Genomic DNA, 15644 nt, shown 5'->3' with positions numbered 1-15644 from the left:
CCGGGCGGGGGAGACCGCCCGGAGGACCAGACCACCTGCCTACCCGCCTGAGCAAGAAGAAGACAGCCGAAAACAAGAACAAACACGAAACAACGTGAACGTTCAAAGACGACATCAGAGGCTCACGTCATGAAAAAGCTCGCGATCGCTCTTCTGGCCGGCACGCTCTTCACAGGCGCTGCCCAGGCCGCGGACTGGTTTCCCTATCCCGCCGCCGAGGTGACCCCGGCCTTCTCGGCCGACGGCACGTCGAAAGACATCGACTATGTGCCGCTCGACAAGGCGTCCAAGCCGTGGAACGTCTGCGTCTCCTTCCCGCACATGAAGGACGCCTACTGGCTGGGCGTCGACTATGGCGTCACCGAAGAGGCGAAGCGCCTGGGCGTGAAGCTGAACGTGGTCGAGGCCGGCGGTTATACCGAACTGCCCAAGCAGATCAGCCAGATCGAGGATTGCGTCGCCTCGGGCGCCCAGGCGGTGGTGATCGGCGCGATCTCGTATGACGGGCTCAACAATCTGGTCAAGGAACTGGCGGAAAAGAAGATCCCGGTGATCGACGTGATCAACGGCATCTCCTCGCCCGAACTGGCCGCCAAGTCGCTGGTGTCGTTCTACACCATGGGCAACGAGACCGGTCAGTATCTGGCGGCCAAGCATCCGGCCGGCTCCGCCCCGGTCAAGGTCGGCTGGTTCCCGGGGCCGGCGGGTGCCGGCTGGGTGGAAGCCGCGCATAAGGGCTTCATGGACGCGATCAAGGGCTCGGCGGTTCAGGTGCTGGAACCGCGTTATGGCGATACCGGCAAGGAAGCCCAGCTGCGCCTGGTGGAAGACGTGCTCCAGGCCACGCCCGACGTCGCCTATATCGCCGGCACCGCCGTGACCGCCGAGGCCGCCCAGGGCCTGCTGCGGGAACGCGGCCTTACCGACAAGGTCGGCATCCTCGCCTTCTACATGACCCCCGGTGTCTATCAGGGCATCAAACGCGGCTTCATCGAAGCGGCACCGGCCGACAGCATGGTCATTCAGGGCCGTATCGCCGTCGACCAGGCGGTGCGCATCCTGGAAGGCAAGGACTATGTGAAGCATGTCGGCCCGAAGATCTTCGTGGTCGATCAGAAGAACATCGGCAAGGTGGCGCGCGAAAGCATCCTGCCGCCCGAGAACTTCTCGCCGGTCTTCTCGGTGAACTGATACCGGGCCGATCCCGAACCGCTCCACCGGCGGGGTGCCGGATCATCCCGCGCCCCGCCGGTCTGCGCACCCCCGCAGTCAACGAGCAGGCAGCCCGAGACCATGGCCCAGACATCAGACACCAGCCCGACGCCCCTGATCGAAACCCGGGGGCTGACCAAACGCTATCCGGGCGTCACGGCGCTGAACGCGGTCGATTTCGACCTCCGGCGCGGCGAGGTCCATGTGCTGTTCGGCGAGAACGGCGCCGGCAAATCCACCCTCATCTCCATGCTCGCCGGCGCCTCGACGCCGAGCGAGGGCGAGATCCGCCTCGACGGCCGGCCGGTCGCCTTCCACTCGGTCGCGGATGCCCGCATGGCCGGGATTTCGGCGGTCTTTCAGGAATTCTCCCTGGTCCCGACCCTGTCGGTGGCCGAGAACATCTTCCTCGGCAACGAGCTGAAGACCGGGCCGTTCATCGACCGGCCGGCCATGCGCCGGGCCGCCGATGCGCTGTTCGCCCGGCTCGATTTCCGCATCGACCCGCGTCGCAGGGTGTCGGATCTCAGCCGCGCCGAACAGCAGATGGTCGAAATCGCCAAGGCACTCCAGGGCGAGGTGTCGCTGCTGATCCTGGACGAGCCCACCGCCTCGCTCACCGATCGTGAGGTCGACCATCTGTTCAGGGTGGTGACGGCGATGAAGGCCCACGGCGTCGGCATCATCTACATCTCGCATCGCATCCAGGAATTCGCCCGCATCGCCGACCGGATCACCGTACTGCGCGACGGCACAAAGATCGGCACCTACCCGATGCAAGGCACCGACGAGGCGACGCTGGTCGAGCTGATGGCCGGCCGCGCCATCAGCGAAATCTACCCCGCCATCGCCCATGCCCCCGGGGCGCCGCTGGTCACGATCCGCGGGCTGAATGCCTGGGGCGTCAACGGCATCGACCTCGACATCCGTCCGGGCGAGGTGTTGGGAGTGGCGGGGCTGGTGGGTTCCGGCAAGTCGCGCGCCTTCCGCGCGATGATGGGCCTGCTGCCGGTCACGGCCGGCCGCGTGGTCTGGCACGGGGATGCGTCCGACCGCGACGTCACCGGCATTTCGACCCGTGCCATGATGGCGGCCGGGGCGTATTACCTGCCACCGGATCGCAAGACCGAAGGACTGCAGCTGGCCTTCACCGTCCGCGACAACCTGGCCCAGGGGGTGCTGCCCGGTCTCACCGGCCGGGGGCTGCTGCCCTGGCCGCGCATCCGCAAAACCTGCGAACAGGTGGCGGAGCGGGTGGAGCTGCCGCCCGCCTATCGCGGCCGGCTCGCCGCCCAGCTTTCGGGCGGCAATCAGCAGAAAACGCTGTTCGGCCGCGGGCTCGGCCGCGATTACGCGCTCTACGTCTTCGACGAGCCGACGGTCGGCGTCGACATGGGCGCCCGCGCCGCGATCTACCGGCTGATCCGTGATCTGGCCGAGGCCGGCAAGGCGGTGGTGGTGATCTCGTCGGATCTGCCCGAGGCGATGAACCTCGCCCACCGGCTGGTGGTCTTCTCCCGCGGCCGCATCGCCGCCGAACTCGGCCGCGACGGCATCTCGGAAGCGGCCGTCCTCGCGCATTTCTTCGCGGAAGAGGAGGAGGTCGCATGACCGATACGCCCGCACCCGCCACCGGCATGACCAAGGGACCCGCGCCCATGACCGATACCGCCCGGGGCGCCGCCGCCAACCCGCTGCGCCGCCTGTTCGTCCGTCTGGGTGTCCTGCCCTTCTTCCTGGTCGGCGCACTGATCGTGTTCACGATCCTCTCCGACCGCTTCCTCACCGTCGACAATCTGGTCAATGTCGCCCGGCAGTCGGTCTATCTGATGCTGGTCTCTCTGGGCCAGATGCTGGTGCTGATCACCGGCGGTTTCGACCTGTCGGTCGGCGCCGCGGTCGCCGTCACCTCTGTCGTCTCGGCGCTGGTGATGACGGCGCTGGGCCAGATGTTTCCGGATGCCGTGTGGCTGGTGATCGTGGCCGGCGCCACCGCCGGCTTCTGCGCCGCCATGCTGATCGGCCTGGTCAACGGCATCGGTGTCGCCGCCTTCGGCGTCTCGCCCTTCATCATGACGCTTGGCGTCAGCTCGGTCGCGGCCGGCATCTCGCTGTTCCTGACCGGCGGCGTGCCGGTTTCCGGCCTGCCCTTCGAATTCGCCGACCTCTTCGGCTTCGGCCGGCTGTTCGGCGTGCCGGTGCCGGTGCTGGTCGCGGCGCTGGCGGCGCTGGCCATGTGGGTGGTGATGAGCCGCACCCGCATCGGCATGCATGTCTATGCCATCGGCGGCAACATGAAGGCGGCGCATCTGTCGGCCATCGACACGAAGAAGGTGCTGGTCTTCGCCTATGTGATCTGCGCGCTGATCGCCTCGCTGACCGGGCTGCTGCTCACCGCCCGCGTCGAGAGTGGCGAAGCCAATCTGGGCGGCACCATCGCGCTGGAGAGCATCGCCGCCTGCGTCATCGCCGGCGTGTCGCTGCGCGGCGGCATTGGCCGGGTCGAGAATGTCGTGCTCGGCGCCTTCTTCATCGTCCTGGTCCAGAACGGCATGAACCTGGCCCAGATCAGCTCCTACATGCAGATGGTGCTGCTCGGCGCCCTGCTGATCCTGGCCGTGGTCTTCGACCAGATCCGCTACCGCATGCTGATGGGGCGGGGCTGAGGCCCCACCCCGTCGCCGGGATCAGCTGCCGCCGCCACCGGTGGATGCCGCCGTCTGGCCGAAGAGCAGCTTCTTGCCCTCTTCGGTCACGGTCGGCCGCGACATGTAGGGCTCGCCCTTCTCATAGGCACGGACCGTCGCCGGGCGGGCACGGATATCGTCGAACCAGCGGCGCAGATCGGGGAAATCATCCAGGTTCTGCTGCTGGCGCTTCCACGGCACCACCCAGGGATAGCTCGCCAGATCGGCGATGGAATAGTCGTCGCCCGCAATATAGCGCCGACCCTTCAGCCGGCGGTCGAGCACGCCGTAGAGCCGGTTGGTCTCGTTCACATAGCGGGTGATGGCATAGGGCAGCTTCTCGGGCGCATAGAGCCCGAAATGATGGTTCTGCCCGGCCATCGGCCCCAGCCCGCCCACCTGCCAGAACAGCCATTCGGTGACGGTCTTGCGGGCGCGCAGTTCCGTGGGCAGCAGCCGGCCGGTCTTCTCGGCCAGATAGAGCAGGATGGCGCCCGATTCGAACACGCTGACCGGCGCGCCGCCATCGGCGGGCGCATGATCGACGATCGCCGGCATGCGGTTATTGGGCGAGATCGCCAGAAACTCCGGCTTGAACTGATCGCCCGCGCTGATGTCGACCGGATGGATCCGATAGTCCAGCCCGGTCTCTTCCAGGAACATGGTGATCTTGTGGCCGTTCGGCGTCGGCCAGTAATAGAGATCGATCATATCGGGCCTCACCCGGCTTTGGGATAGTTGGACGGGTAGAGCGCGCGTTGCGCCTGTTCATCGATCACGGTCTTGAAGTCATGATCGCTCCCCACCCTGCGGGCCCGCTCCGCTGCCGGCCGGGCATCGACCGCCTGGAAGAGGCGCTTCAGGTTGGGATAGTCGGCCAGCGGATCGGTCTTGCCCTTCAGCACCCGCTCGGCCCGCTCCAGCCAGCCCCAGGCCGAGATGTCGGCGATGGTGTAGCTGTCGCCCGCGATCCAGTCGCGCCCATCCAGATGCCGGTCCAGCACCTCGTAATGCCGCTCGGCCTCGCGCCGGTAGCGGTTGCGGGCATAGTCCAGCCCCTCGGGGGCGGCGTGCTGGAAATGCACCGCCTGGCCCGAGAACGGTCCCAGCCCCGAGGCGATGAACATCAGCCAGGACAGCAGCTCCGGCCGGTCGTCGGGCGCACCGAGGAAGGCATCGGCCTTTTCGGCGAGGTAGATCAGGATCGCTGTCGAATCGAAGACGCGCGCCGGCTTGCCGCCAGGTCCGTCGAGGTCGACGATCGCCGGCACCTTGGCGTTGGGATTGACCGCCAGGAAGGCCGGATCATGCTGCTCACCCTTGCGGGTATCGACCGGCACCACCTCATAGGGCAGACCGGTTTCCTCCAGCAGCAGCGCCACCTTCGCCGGGTTCGGGGTCGGGTGATAATAGAAGCGGATCACGAGGGCTACCCTCTCTGTTTTCGGGGGAGGAACTTTTGGGGGGAGGAACTCAGGGTCAGGCCGGCCGCCGCACCGGGCGTGCCACCAGCAGCACGCCGGCGACGATCAGCAGGATGGCCAGGGCCTCGGCCGGGGCCGGCAGTTCGCCCAGCACCGGAACGGCTAAGGTCGAGGCGACCACGGGCACCAGGGCGATGATGCCGGTCGCCGCGGCAGGCCCCAGCAGGCCGACGGCACGGTTGAAGGTGATCACCGCCACGGCGCTCATCAGCACACCCTGGTACAGGCCCTGCACGACGACTTCGCTGGCCGGGGCGCTGCCCAGATTGGAAAGACCGGCGGCGAGATAGACCGGCAGGAACAGCACCGCCGACCAGAAGCAGATCAGGGCAGCAGACTGGATCGGGGTGACCAGACTGCCGCGAAACCGCAGGGTATAGATCGCCCAGAGAGCGGCTGCCCCCAGCAGCGCCAGGATACCGCCGGAGTCGGGCAGGCCGTGGATGGCGCTGCCGATCAGGATCAGCGCCGCCTGGCCCAGAACGATCGCGGCATAGCCCGCCCAGCGCAGCCGGCCATGGCGTTCCCCCAGGAAAATGGCCCCCAACACCCCCGCGAAAAGCGGCATGGCGGTGGGGGCGATGGAAGCCGCCTGGGCTGCGGACGTCAGCTGCAGCCCCGCCGCCACCAGCAGCACGAAGGGCACGCCCCAGAGCATGGAGAAGACCAGCCCTTCCTTCCACGCCCGGGCGGGGAGTGGCCGACCGCGTGGAAACAGGGCCGGCAGCAGCAGCACGGCACCGATGCCGAAGCGCAGGGCGGTGATGTCCCAGACCTCCAGGCTCTGGACAACTGCCAGGCGGGTGACCACGAACCAGCCGGAGAAGATCGAGACCGCCAGCGCCGCCCAGGCGAAGCCCTCGATCCCGCGCCCTCTGGGGGCCGTCTGCTGCATGGTCATCGCCAGTCCCATCTGTCCTGTTCCCGGAGCGCCGTCTTGTGTTTTAGGACGCTTGTTTTATAATGCACGTCAGAAAACGATTGGCAAGATGCCGATCGCAGGGATCGAGACGAGGGGACGAACGTTCGACATGGCCCGCCCGAGGGAATTCGACGAAGCGAAGGTTCTGGATGCGGCCACCCGGTGTTTCTGGGCCCGTGGCTATGAATTGACCTCGGTGCGGGATCTGGTGGAGCATACCGGCATCACCAGTGCCAGCCTGTACAATGCCTTCGGCGACAAGCGCGCCCTCTATGGCCGCGTGCTCGACCAGTACATCGAATGCGGCATCGCCGAGCGGATCCGTCGCTGTTCTGCCATGCCGCCACGTGCCGGCCTCGCCGCCTTCTTCGACGAACCGCTGGAACGGTCGATCTCGGATCCCGATCACAAGGGCTGCATGCTGATCAACGCCTCGCTTGAAGTGGCCCCGCATGATGCCGGCTTCCGCGAGGTGGTTGCCGATGCGCTCAGGCGGATCGAGGCCTTCTTTCTGGACCGGATCACCGCCGGTCAGGCCGATGGCAGCGTGACCCGGCGCCTGCCCCCGGAGGACCTCGCAGCCCATCTGCTCGGCACGCTGATGGGGCTGCGCACCCTCTCACGCGTGCGGCCCGAACCCACCCTGCTGACGGCGCTGGTGCACACGGCGCTCGCCCTGCTCGATGAGCCGGCGGCGATCGCCTGCTCTGCCGATTAAACCTCCCGCATAAATTGTATTGCCGATCGGTCACATCTCTCTTGTTTGCGGTAAAGTTCCGCGAATAAGATGAAAGTGCTCGATACATCGGAAACCTGTCCGTTGGACCGCCCTCGCCCTCGATCGCGGCCTGTCTCACCTGCCTCACCCCGATGTATTGCAAAATGCAACATATTTGACAGAAGGATCGGCAGGATGGCGTCCATCACCCTCACCGTCACCAACAATTCGGGCACGCCGGACACGGATGTCTATCTGGGCTTCTGGGGCAGTTCTCTGAGCGCGACCATCAATGGCGCCGCAATGACCGCCCAGACGTGGTATGCGCTGTCCTCGATCACCAGCTTCACCATCGAAGACACCACCAGCGGCCGGATCTATGTGGCCTATAGTGCCACCACCTGCACCATCGATCCGAATGCGTCGGTCCTGACCGGCAATGACAACATCTTCGACAAGTTCGAGCTGACCTTCGACGGGACGCCGACCGGGTGTGCCGACCTGACGGCGATCGATTTCTGGAGCATCCCGATGAGCCTGGACACCTCGCTCCAGGGGACATCGGTCGGCAGCCTGGCGGGGCTGACCGGCAGCACCACCGCCGCCGATGTCTATACGTCGCTGGCGGCCCTCAGCGATCCGGTCCAGTCGACACCAGCCGCAAAAGCGGTGATCGCGGCTTTCGCCGCCGACGGCAATGCCCTGCCGGCCGGCGTGGCGCAGCAGCTGCTCAACCCCGCTTCGGGCGTGGTCACCGACGGCTCGGGCAATTTCGTCCGGATCATCGGCCCCAACAGCTATCCGCCCTTCGGCAGCCCGTCGACCGACGCCATGCCCGGCCTGCCGGCCACGCCCTATGACACCTTCCTGTCCTATTACGATGCGCTGATCGAAACCTTCGGCCCGAAGACGACGGCGCCGGTCCCGGGCTTCACCAGCCTCGGCGGCGGCACCATCGCGCTGATCAAGGGCAATTTCGCCGGCAACGACAAGGAAACCGGCCCGATCTACGAGGCCCAGACCTACGATTTGACCGCGTCGATCGATGCAGCCGGCACCATCACACTCTCGGGCAGCACCGGCCAGTTTTCCAGCGTGACCATCACCATCGACCGCTGGAACCTGCTGAACCCGGCCGCGAGCTATGGCGCGAACCCCGCCTTTTCACTGAATGGTGGCGCGCTTCAGACCCCGGGCAACGACGTCTGGGGCTGGGTGCTGGGCGATTTCTTCGCCGGGCTGAACATCGGCGCCATCGGCTCGGCGGTGACGGTTCAGGGCTCGGGCGGCACGATTGCCGTTGGTGACATGGCAAGTTCCGACTGGTTCTCCACCCTGCCCGGCAAGGGCCTGCTGTTCGCGGCACTGTGGCCCACCGGCATCACCAATCACTGGAACCAGTGGGCAGCCGCCCTGAACCCCTGTTCCCAGGCCTATAACTTCGCCTTCGCCGAACGTTTCTCGGCACCGCAGCTGAACCTGAACCCGGCCAGCGTCGACACGCTGACCGTCACCCTGCTCGACCGGACCGTCACCTCGGGCTGAACGCGCGCGTCCCCAGGATGCGTGGTGCCGCCGATATCCGGCTCCTGCCCGCCATCGCCCTGCCCGTGTGGCCGAGATACCGGCCGGTCTGCCCGGCTGGGCGATGGCGCCGCTGCTGATCGATATCGTCAGGCCGCAGGGCCGGGATCACAACCTGTTCCACATAGGCGAGGAGGTCAGCACCGCCCATAGCGCCATCCAGCGTCACGGCGCGGTGATATCGGACAGCCCGAGGCCACCAACGAAGGTTGTCGCTTTCCATTGACCATGCGGCACCGGCGCGCGGCACTACGCGCTCCGGCCATACATCCGGGCCATCCTGGTCGATGAGCCGCATCCATCAATAAAGACAAGCTGTTCCGGATCAAAATCCGTCTGACCATCGAACTAGGCCTCACGACGCGCAGCTCTTTGGGGCCGGTCCTGCTCGGCTGCATGCGCCGTCTTTCTTGCGCGTCACGGCGTGGCGCTTGAAGAACCGGCACATAGGGCTAGGGCGCGGATGATAGCCCGTCGCCTCCGAGAGACGGTCAACCACCCCTGCCAGCGTCAGATCAGGCTCCGCCTCGATCAGATCCAGAATGAAAGCGCGATGGGCGTCGATCTGGTGGGAGCGGACATCGCCCCCGCGCTTGTCCGGCCTCAGATCACCGCGTGTACGGGCCCGAGCAACCCAGCGGGTCGCCGACGACACACCCACACCGAAACGCGCCGCCGCGGCACGGCACGACATCCCGGACGCAACCGCAACCACCACCCTCTGGCGCAGGTCGACGGAAAGAGCTTTCGCCATACAGGCTGGCCTCCTTCTCCAGCCTCTATCTTGAATCACAACTGACGGCTGAGGGGAATCCCCTGATTTCTATGCTGGGTAATTTGCTCGAGAAAGAGGATGGCAGAACGCAAGCTACCCCCGTTAGACGAGCAAATCCGCCTGCTGGAACGCTTCCGCCCGGATTCCGGGAGCGGCAGGTGCCCTTGTGGCCGTCGACACCTTCTTCGTCGGCACCCAACACCGCACCTGATCACCTCGTCAGAGGGGGCGGCTCTCAGGTAATGACCATCTCGGTACAAACTGCCATATGTCTTAAGAAATTTTCTATATTACATTTCATCTCGATCATTCAATTTTAATTTCGAATGATATTTTTCGAGAGTTCCCTCATATTTTCGTATTCCCTGCACATATCTTTATAATAATGACTTATTTCATCTTTATTCCTCGCCAAAAATTTTTCAAATTCAATAATAGATATGGATTGTATATGTGTACTATTTGAAGAATTTTTGTGCTTAATTGCTTTAATAAATATTTTTATAATTTGAATACATATGTAAGCATAGATATGCCCTACACAATATCTGCGTATATCACGGAGTCCTACAATAGAATTGCGACATCTATTTCTTTTTTCTTTAATTGATTTGCAATTATTCAGTATTTCGTTTAATTTTATTTTTATTTCTCCTCTGTTTTCTTCTATTATTTTTCCCGGCTTATCTCTGGGCAATAGAGATGACTTGGATTGGATCGCTAGAAAATCCGCCCTCACAGGCCATTTCATCCTTCTCATTATATCTTCATGCATTTTTCTTATATTTGATAATGCATCTTCGGGAATTTCATTCGTCATATAAAGTATTGCTTTTATCGCGGAAATCATATTTTCGATATTATACACATCATTTTCCCAACTATATCCATACGTATAAAAAATTCTATGATCTTCAATTTTTTGGTTTAAAATCTGATCGTAATCAGCATCCATTGCAACTATCGTGTTCGCAATATTTTCGGAAATAATATTTTTAGCCAAATTCTCCAGAATTGGCTTTCCTCCCCTCGGCTCGAATTTTATTCTCAGTTCCGGTGTACAAGCAGAAAAAACTTTACTCCAGAAATAGCTGTCTTCAGAAAAGCGTGCGCTACCATGCTCCCCTTCCACATAACAAACAATATCCACTCCTAGAAAGAGTGCTCTATTTTCCTGCCCAGATTTCGTTCTTTCAAAGGTCATCCAATCAATTCCTCCATATTTATTATATTATTCTGAAACCTCCCTACAACATCAGGAGAGTGAGTAGCAAATATCACCTGCGCATTCGGATTAATTCTAAGTAAACTTGGGACAAGTTGCTCTTGCCACTCAATATGCAAAGAGAGCTCTGGTTCGTCAGCAAGGAATATATATGTTTCCTGCTCTTGCAAAAGAGTTTCCACCAAGAAAATAATTAACTGCTTTTCACCAGATGACATGTTTATTAGAGATATAACCTCATCTTTATGAGATTTTACTCTAATTGTATTACTAGAATCAACATCCAAACGCTTCTGAAAAAGCATTTCTGATGCAATTTCGACGAGATTATACTTAGGTCTATAAATTTCAGTTTGCTTATCTTGCAGATCTTGCCACTGCTCGACAAGAGCATGCAACTTCATGACGTCATACATAATTAAAAAATCCTTGAATTCAATTTTTTCTTTCTCCCTAAAGCCTTTAAAAACCCGCTCAGCAAGCTTTCCATGACGCTCAAGCTGACTTGCATAGCTATCTCGTGGAAATTGAAATTTGGAAAATATCTGTTCAATAGCCTTTTTATCTTCATCAATATTGATATCACCTCGCAGGATCGTACCGACGCTCTTCTCAGTGGCAAAAAAGGAAATAAGCCAGCCTCTTTGAAAACTAAGCGTCAGATCTGATACTTTTTTATCCAACCTAGAGAAATATCGAGTGAGTTCATTTGATACTTCCGAGATTTTCTTATCTACACCTGAGGTATATGTGATTTCATCATAGTCAAATTCATCTCTTTCAAACGAATCAGCCCCTCTCTGCAGAGAAAGCCATGTTTTTTTGAAAAGTTTATCCAAATTTCTTTTAATTTCGGTGTAATTGTCCCGTGAAAAATCTGTCTTTCTTTGTCTATTGATCATAACTATCCGCCGTCTCATTTCAGAAAGAAGGATCATTTTCTCCGGATTTGCCTTACTACCATTTTTAAAAATATAGGTTATTTGCTTAAATCCATCTGAATCATTCGATTTTTCTACTGTCATCTGAGGCACAATTCTAGATTGTTTTTTTTAAAGTAAGAACGTTATCTTCGAAAATTTCAAATCAAGCAACGCTTGTCCATCGGCGGAAAGCGCAGCATTTATCAAATTAATAAATGTCGTTTTTCCAGTTCCGTTTCTTCCAATAATAAAATTAGCATCTGGAGATAAATCTATCTTTATCTCACGATTAGAATCCATGAAACCAGAAACGGAAATCGTTTTGACGGTGTACATGGTTCCTCCACGATTTATTGAAAATATACATCGAATCGAGGCACGGACCCAATGTTAGCGAACAACATGACGACATTCAACAGAGCCCCTTCCACCGAACGCGCGTTCGGCTATTCTGCGCCGCGATCCCTCCCCCGGATGCGTGGTGCCCCCGATGTCCAGTTCCTGCCCGCCATCGCCCTCCCCCGCCCTTGCGGCCGACATGCCGGCCGGCCTGCCCGGCTGGGCGGTGGCGGCGCTGATCGCGGCGGTGGCCGGGATCGGCACCGAGGCCTTTGCGGTCGCGCCGCTGCTGATCGATATCGCCCGCGATTTCGACATGGCCGCCACCGATGCCGCCTTCGCGATCAGCGCCTATGGGCTGGCGGTGGCGGTCTCGGCACCGCTCTTCGGCTTGTTCGCCGGGCATCTGCCCCGGCGGCGGCTGATCGCGGCCGGCATGGTCATCGCCACCATCGCCGGCATCGTCGCCGCCACCGCGCAGAGTTTCGGCATGCTGCTGGCCGCGCGCATGCTCTCTGGCCTGGCCTGCGGTGCGGTGTTGCCGACCATCTATGCCTATGTCGGCGACATGGTGCCCTTCGCCGCCCGCGGCCGGGTGATGGGCCGGGTGATGTTCGGCTGGGCGATCACCATGGTCACCGGCGTGCCCCTGGCCGGCATCGCCGCCGAACATCTGGGCTGGCGCGGCACGCTGACCGCGGCGGCGCTGATTATCCTGGTTCTGGCGGTTGCCGTGCTGCGCCTGCCGCAGCCGCCCGCGCGCGATGCCGCCGGCCCCGCCGCGGGCAGCGGTCACGATGCGGCGAGTTTTCTGGCCCGGCTGCGCCATGCGGTCACCCGGCCGGGGGTGGCGGCGCTGCTCGCAACCAACCTCGCCAATATGGTGTCGTTTTACGGCATCTATGCCTATATCGGCACGGCCCTGCGCAACCTTGAGGGCAGCGGTGCCGCCGCAGCCGGCGCCATCGTGCTCTGGTATGGTGTGGGCCTGGCGGGCTCCACGCTCAACGCCCGGCTGGTCGACCGCGTCGGCAAGGATCGCGCCCTCACCGTGGCGCTGGCGTTTCTGGCCGTCGACATGGTCGCCATGTCGCAGAGCCTGGGCCGGCCGGTCGCCTTCGAGGCGACGCTGATCCTCTGGGGCCTGGCCCAGGGCACGGTGGTCACCGCGCTCAACACGCTGGCCACCGAACGTGCCGGCACTGCCCGCGGGCTGGTGATGGCGCTGATGAGCGCCGTCACCTATCTGGGCATCAGCACCGGCACTGCGGTTCTGGGGCTGGTGATGGCCGCCCATGGCTTCGTGGCCGTCGGGCTGACGGCGGCGACCATCAGCCTGGCCGGTGTCGCCGCCGCCCGGATCTCGGCCCGCCGGGGGCGGATCGGCGGCTGATCAGCCGTCATGCCCGGGCAGGACGAAGACCTGGCCCGGATAGATCAGGTCAGGGTTACGGATCTGGTCGCGATTGGCTTCGAAAATGGTGGTGTAGCGGATGCCCTGGCCATAGGTGGCGCGGGCGATGCGCCACAAATAGTCGCCGGGCTGGATGACGACATAGGTCTGGCCCTCGGGCAGCATCATCGGCGAGGCCGCGCGCGAGAACGGGGTCTCCAGCCGCGCCAGCACCTTGCCACCCTCGTCGACCAGATCCACCCGCAGGGTCGCCTTGCCTTCCGGGATCCGGCCTTCGGGCGTCACAACCCAGATGCCGCCGCGATCGGGGTCGGGCCGGGCGGTGGCGATCAGGTCGTTGTCGAGATAGATCCGCACTTCCTTGCCGGCCCTGGCCCGCCCCGACAGGCTGACCCGGCCCTGATCGTCGTAATCGATCACTTCCAGGCTGAGCGGACCTTCCGACACGCCGGTCGGGTCGCTGCGCTGAAGCAGGCGGCCGGTGCCGTCGCCGTCGCGCGGCATCAGCACCGCCATCGGCTGATCCGGCTGGGGCGTCGCATCCCCCGCCGCCGCCGAGGCCTGGGGGGCCGTGTCGGGCACGGCCAGCACCACGACATCCTTCGATTTCACCTTCGCGCCCCCGGGCAGGGTCGCTTCCAGATCGAGTTCGCGATTGCCGCGGTTGAGCGGTTTTTCGGGCAGGATCACCCATTCGCCCCGCTCGTCGGCCCGGGCGCGGCCGATTTCGGTGCCGCCGTCGCGCAGCACCACCTCGGCATTGGGCTCGGCGCGGCCGGCGACCACGGTGTCGCCGCGCGGATTGACCCGCACGATGTCGAAACTGGGCGCTGCCGGTTCGGCGACGGCCCCGGGCGCGGTCGCCGGTGCAACGGGTTCAGGCGTGGAGGGCTTCACCAGCACGTCACGGCCGGTGGCCTCGGCGACCGGCGCAGGTGCCGGCGCGGAGGTCGCCGTCTCTGGCGCTGCCGTCTGGGGCGCGGATGCCTGCGGAGCCGCGGCCTGAGACGCCGCAGCCTCAGGCGCTGCGGTCTGAGGCGCCAGGGCCTGCGGCGCTGAAGCTGCAGGGGCCGGTGTCGCCGCCGGCGCGGCGGGTGCCGGGACCGCCGGCACCGGTGCGGTGGCCACGGCCTTGTCCTGCGCGTCCCCACCCCAGATCAGCCATCCGGCGATGGCGGCGATGATCGCGGCCACAACCGCGATGATGGCGATATTCCGTGACGTCACCTGCGCCTCCCCTTGCGGACCACACGTCGTGCGTGGTCACGCATTCCCGTCCGCAGGAACATTAAACGTCATCCCGGAATGCTTCAACGCCGGCTGAGGCCCCCGACCGCTCAGGACGGCAGGCCCGCCCCCACCAGGATGGCGATTGCCACCGCAATCGCCGCCGGCACGACCGCGACCAGCCCCAGCACCACCAGCCGGACCGGCTTTCCGAACCGCCCCTGGCCGATGCCGAGACGTTTGGACAGTTGCGCCGCGGGTCCGTCGGCGAAGGGCACCAGCAGCAGGATGGCGAGGCAGGCTACGACCAGACCGCTCGGCCGCGACAGAACCAGATGGGCAGCCAGCAGCGCCAGCGAACCGCCGGCGGCAATGACACCGGCCTGACCGAATGCGGCACGCCCGGGCAGAAGCAGCCAGGGCAGGAAGCCCGCCCCGGCGGCGGCGGCCATGAACCCCGCCTGCCCCACCGAGGCACTGCCGCCATTGATCGCCACGAAACCCAGGCCCAGCGCCGCCAGGATCACCAGCAGCTGACGCCCGGCGCCGTCGGCTTCGGCCCTCTGGCTCAACCGGCCGAGCAGGGCGGCAAAGCCCAGGCCCAGCCCGCCCAGCAGCAGCACCAGATCGATGGTTTCGTACCGGCCGAGCCGGGCGCCGGCCATCCAGAGCGTGCCGCCGCCCACCACCAGAAGAGCGGCGGGGATGGCGGCGATCCGGGCGGGCCTGGGGTTGAGCAGCCCCAGCATGGCCGCCGCTGCGGCGGCGGCCGTCAGCAGATAGGGCAGTTTCTGGGTGCTGGACGGGGGCGGCAGCGCCGGCCGGCCCAGCATCAGCACCAGCCCGGCCAGCAGCCCCAGCGGCACCGCCACCACCGCGATCCGCCAGCCGGTGACGCCGCCCGCCAGCCAGCGCAGCGCCGGCGGCAGCAACAGCCCCAGTGCGAACGGCCAGATCAGGGTCACCGCCAGCGGGTGCTCGACAAGGCTGAACAGGTCGGTCAACGGAGAGGGCCTTCCGGTGGTGAAGCGGCTGTGCCGAAGACCGTGGTCCGAACCGCGCCCCGGGTCAAGCCGGTGCCGTGCACGCGCAATCTTCCGTATCTGCGGAAGCTGTTTGCGGCCGGTTTGCAAC

16 protein-coding genes are annotated in these 15644 nt (G+C 62.8%); 7 read left to right on the top strand and 9 right to left on the bottom strand.

Features of this window, described 5'->3' with window-relative positions:
• The first annotated feature begins 129 nt into the window (after positions 1-129).
• From torT to TMO_RS05775, 3 genes are all read left to right on the top strand, one after another.
• Entirely contained in the window at positions 130-1191 is a 1062-nt protein-coding gene (gene torT / locus TMO_RS05785; protein WP_014744666.1) for a TMAO reductase system periplasmic protein TorT, read from the top strand.
• A gap of 102 nt (positions 1192-1293) precedes the next feature.
• The gene (locus TMO_RS05780; RefSeq protein ID WP_014744665.1) at positions 1294-2823 is read left to right on the top strand and encodes a sugar ABC transporter ATP-binding protein; all 1530 of its coding nucleotides are present in this window, start codon (positions 1294-1296) and stop codon (positions 2821-2823) included.
• 47 nt (positions 2824-2870) lie between these two features.
• A complete protein-coding gene (locus tag TMO_RS05775) occupies positions 2871-3878 on the top strand; it encodes an ABC transporter permease (RefSeq protein WP_041605548.1) in 1008 nt (335 codons plus the stop codon).
• Positions 3879-3899: 21 nt separating this feature from the next.
• On the opposite strand, the gene TMO_RS05770 is transcribed toward TMO_RS05775, so the two are convergent.
• From TMO_RS05770 to TMO_RS05760, 3 genes are read right to left on the bottom strand one after another with little or no spacing between them, the layout of a single operon-like run.
• On the bottom strand, positions 3900-4610 hold the full coding sequence (locus tag TMO_RS05770; RefSeq protein ID WP_014744663.1) for a glutathione binding-like protein: 711 nt from the start codon (positions 4608-4610) through the stop codon (positions 3900-3902).
• A gap of 8 nt (positions 4611-4618) precedes the next feature.
• Entirely contained in the window at positions 4619-5323 is a 705-nt protein-coding gene (locus TMO_RS05765; RefSeq protein ID WP_014744662.1) for a glutathione S-transferase family protein, read from the bottom strand.
• Positions 5324-5378: 55 nt separating this feature from the next.
• A complete protein-coding gene (locus TMO_RS05760) occupies positions 5379-6296 on the bottom strand; it encodes a DMT family transporter (protein ID WP_014744661.1) in 918 nt (305 codons plus the stop codon).
• Positions 6297-6414: 118 nt separating this feature from the next.
• On the opposite strand from TMO_RS05760, the gene TMO_RS05755 reads away from it, so the two are divergent.
• The 3 genes from TMO_RS05755 (at position 6415) to TMO_RS31565 (ending at position 8833) form a co-directional block, all read left to right on the top strand.
• A complete protein-coding gene (locus TMO_RS05755; protein ID WP_014744660.1) occupies positions 6415-7023 on the top strand; it encodes a TetR/AcrR family transcriptional regulator in 609 nt (202 codons plus the stop codon).
• A 195-nt stretch (positions 7024-7218) separates the two neighbouring features.
• A complete protein-coding gene (locus TMO_RS05750) occupies positions 7219-8568 on the top strand; it encodes a hypothetical protein (protein WP_014744659.1) in 1350 nt (449 codons plus the stop codon).
• A 103-nt stretch (positions 8569-8671) separates the two neighbouring features.
• Positions 8672-8833 carry a hypothetical protein gene (locus TMO_RS31565; RefSeq protein WP_187297814.1) on the top strand — a complete coding sequence of 54 codons (162 nt, stop codon included), beginning with the start codon at positions 8672-8674 and terminating at the stop codon, positions 8831-8833.
• A 129-nt stretch (positions 8834-8962) separates the two neighbouring features.
• Here TMO_RS31565 and TMO_RS05740 read toward each other — a convergent pair whose 3' ends face one another.
• The 4 genes from TMO_RS05740 to TMO_RS30280 form a co-directional block, all read right to left on the bottom strand.
• Positions 8963-9361 carry a helix-turn-helix domain-containing protein gene (locus tag TMO_RS05740; protein WP_041604847.1) on the bottom strand — a complete coding sequence of 133 codons (399 nt, stop codon included), beginning with the start codon at positions 9359-9361 and terminating at the stop codon, positions 8963-8965.
• Positions 9362-9698: 337 nt separating this feature from the next.
• Positions 9699-10586, bottom strand: coding sequence for a DUF4435 domain-containing protein (locus tag TMO_RS31180; RefSeq protein ID WP_145978076.1), 888 nt, complete (start codon positions 10584-10586; stop codon positions 9699-9701).
• Positions 10583-11632 carry an AAA family ATPase gene (locus TMO_RS30285; protein WP_081598788.1) on the bottom strand — a complete coding sequence of 350 codons (1050 nt, stop codon included), beginning with the start codon at positions 11630-11632 and terminating at the stop codon, positions 10583-10585. Before TMO_RS30285 ends, TMO_RS31180 begins: the two co-directional genes overlap by 4 nt.
• 27 nt (positions 11633-11659) lie before the next feature.
• Positions 11660-11866 (bottom strand): ATP-binding protein, encoded by a 207-nt coding sequence (locus tag TMO_RS30280; RefSeq protein ID WP_081598787.1) that lies wholly within the window; start codon positions 11864-11866, stop codon positions 11660-11662.
• A gap of 154 nt (positions 11867-12020) precedes the next feature.
• Here TMO_RS30280 and TMO_RS05735 point away from each other — a divergent pair, with 154 nt between their 5' ends.
• Complete coding sequence (locus tag TMO_RS05735; protein WP_014744657.1) at positions 12021-13262, top strand: MFS transporter; 1242 nt, start codon at positions 12021-12023, stop codon at positions 13260-13262.
• Here the strand turns inward: TMO_RS05735 and TMO_RS05730 are convergent, their stop codons facing one another.
• Complete coding sequence (locus TMO_RS05730; protein ID WP_014744656.1) at positions 13263-14510, bottom strand: LysM peptidoglycan-binding domain-containing protein; 1248 nt, start codon at positions 14508-14510, stop codon at positions 13263-13265.
• A 110-nt stretch (positions 14511-14620) separates the two neighbouring features.
• Positions 14621-15514 (bottom strand): hypothetical protein, encoded by an 894-nt coding sequence (locus tag TMO_RS05725; protein ID WP_014744655.1) that lies wholly within the window; start codon positions 15512-15514, stop codon positions 14621-14623.
• Between the last annotated feature and the right edge of the window lie 130 nt (positions 15515-15644).

Origin of the sequence: Tistrella mobilis KA081020-065, from assembly GCF_000264455.2 — a bacterium.
In the GTDB taxonomy this organism is placed as follows: Bacteria; Pseudomonadota; Alphaproteobacteria; order Tistrellales; family Tistrellaceae; genus Tistrella; species Tistrella mobilis.
This window is presented reverse-complemented; position numbering and strand designations above follow the sequence as displayed.

What these genes read in the sequence shown, in the direction of transcription:
- TMO_RS05740 (WP_041604847.1), bottom strand. Translation starts at nt 9,361, where the DNA reads ATGGCGAAAGCTCTTTCCGTCGACCTGCGCCAGAGGGTGGTGGTTGCG.
- TMO_RS05770 (WP_014744663.1), bottom strand. Translation starts at nt 4,610, where the DNA reads ATGATCGATCTCTATTACTGGCCGACGCCGAACGGCCACAAGATCACC.
- TMO_RS05760 (WP_014744661.1), bottom strand. Translation starts at nt 6,296, where the DNA reads ATGGGACTGGCGATGACCATGCAGCAGACGGCCCCCAGAGGGCGCGGG.
- TMO_RS05775 (WP_041605548.1), top strand. Translation starts at nt 2,871, where the DNA reads ATGACCGATACCGCCCGGGGCGCCGCCGCCAACCCGCTGCGCCGCCTG.
- TMO_RS05750 (WP_014744659.1), top strand. Translation starts at nt 7,219, where the DNA reads ATGGCGTCCATCACCCTCACCGTCACCAACAATTCGGGCACGCCGGAC.
- TMO_RS05780 (WP_014744665.1), top strand. Translation starts at nt 1,294, where the DNA reads ATGGCCCAGACATCAGACACCAGCCCGACGCCCCTGATCGAAACCCGG.
- TMO_RS30285 (WP_081598788.1), bottom strand. Translation starts at nt 11,632, where the DNA reads ATGACAGTAGAAAAATCGAATGATTCAGATGGATTTAAGCAAATAACC.
- torT (WP_014744666.1), top strand. Translation starts at nt 130, where the DNA reads ATGAAAAAGCTCGCGATCGCTCTTCTGGCCGGCACGCTCTTCACAGGC.
- TMO_RS05735 (WP_014744657.1), top strand. Translation starts at nt 12,021, where the DNA reads ATGTCCAGTTCCTGCCCGCCATCGCCCTCCCCCGCCCTTGCGGCCGAC.
- TMO_RS31180 (WP_145978076.1), bottom strand. Translation starts at nt 10,586, where the DNA reads ATGACCTTTGAAAGAACGAAATCTGGGCAGGAAAATAGAGCACTCTTT.
- TMO_RS30280 (WP_081598787.1), bottom strand. Translation starts at nt 11,866, where the DNA reads ATGTACACCGTCAAAACGATTTCCGTTTCTGGTTTCATGGATTCTAAT.
- TMO_RS31565 (WP_187297814.1), top strand. Translation starts at nt 8,672, where the DNA reads ATGGCGCCGCTGCTGATCGATATCGTCAGGCCGCAGGGCCGGGATCAC.
- TMO_RS05755 (WP_014744660.1), top strand. Translation starts at nt 6,415, where the DNA reads ATGGCCCGCCCGAGGGAATTCGACGAAGCGAAGGTTCTGGATGCGGCC.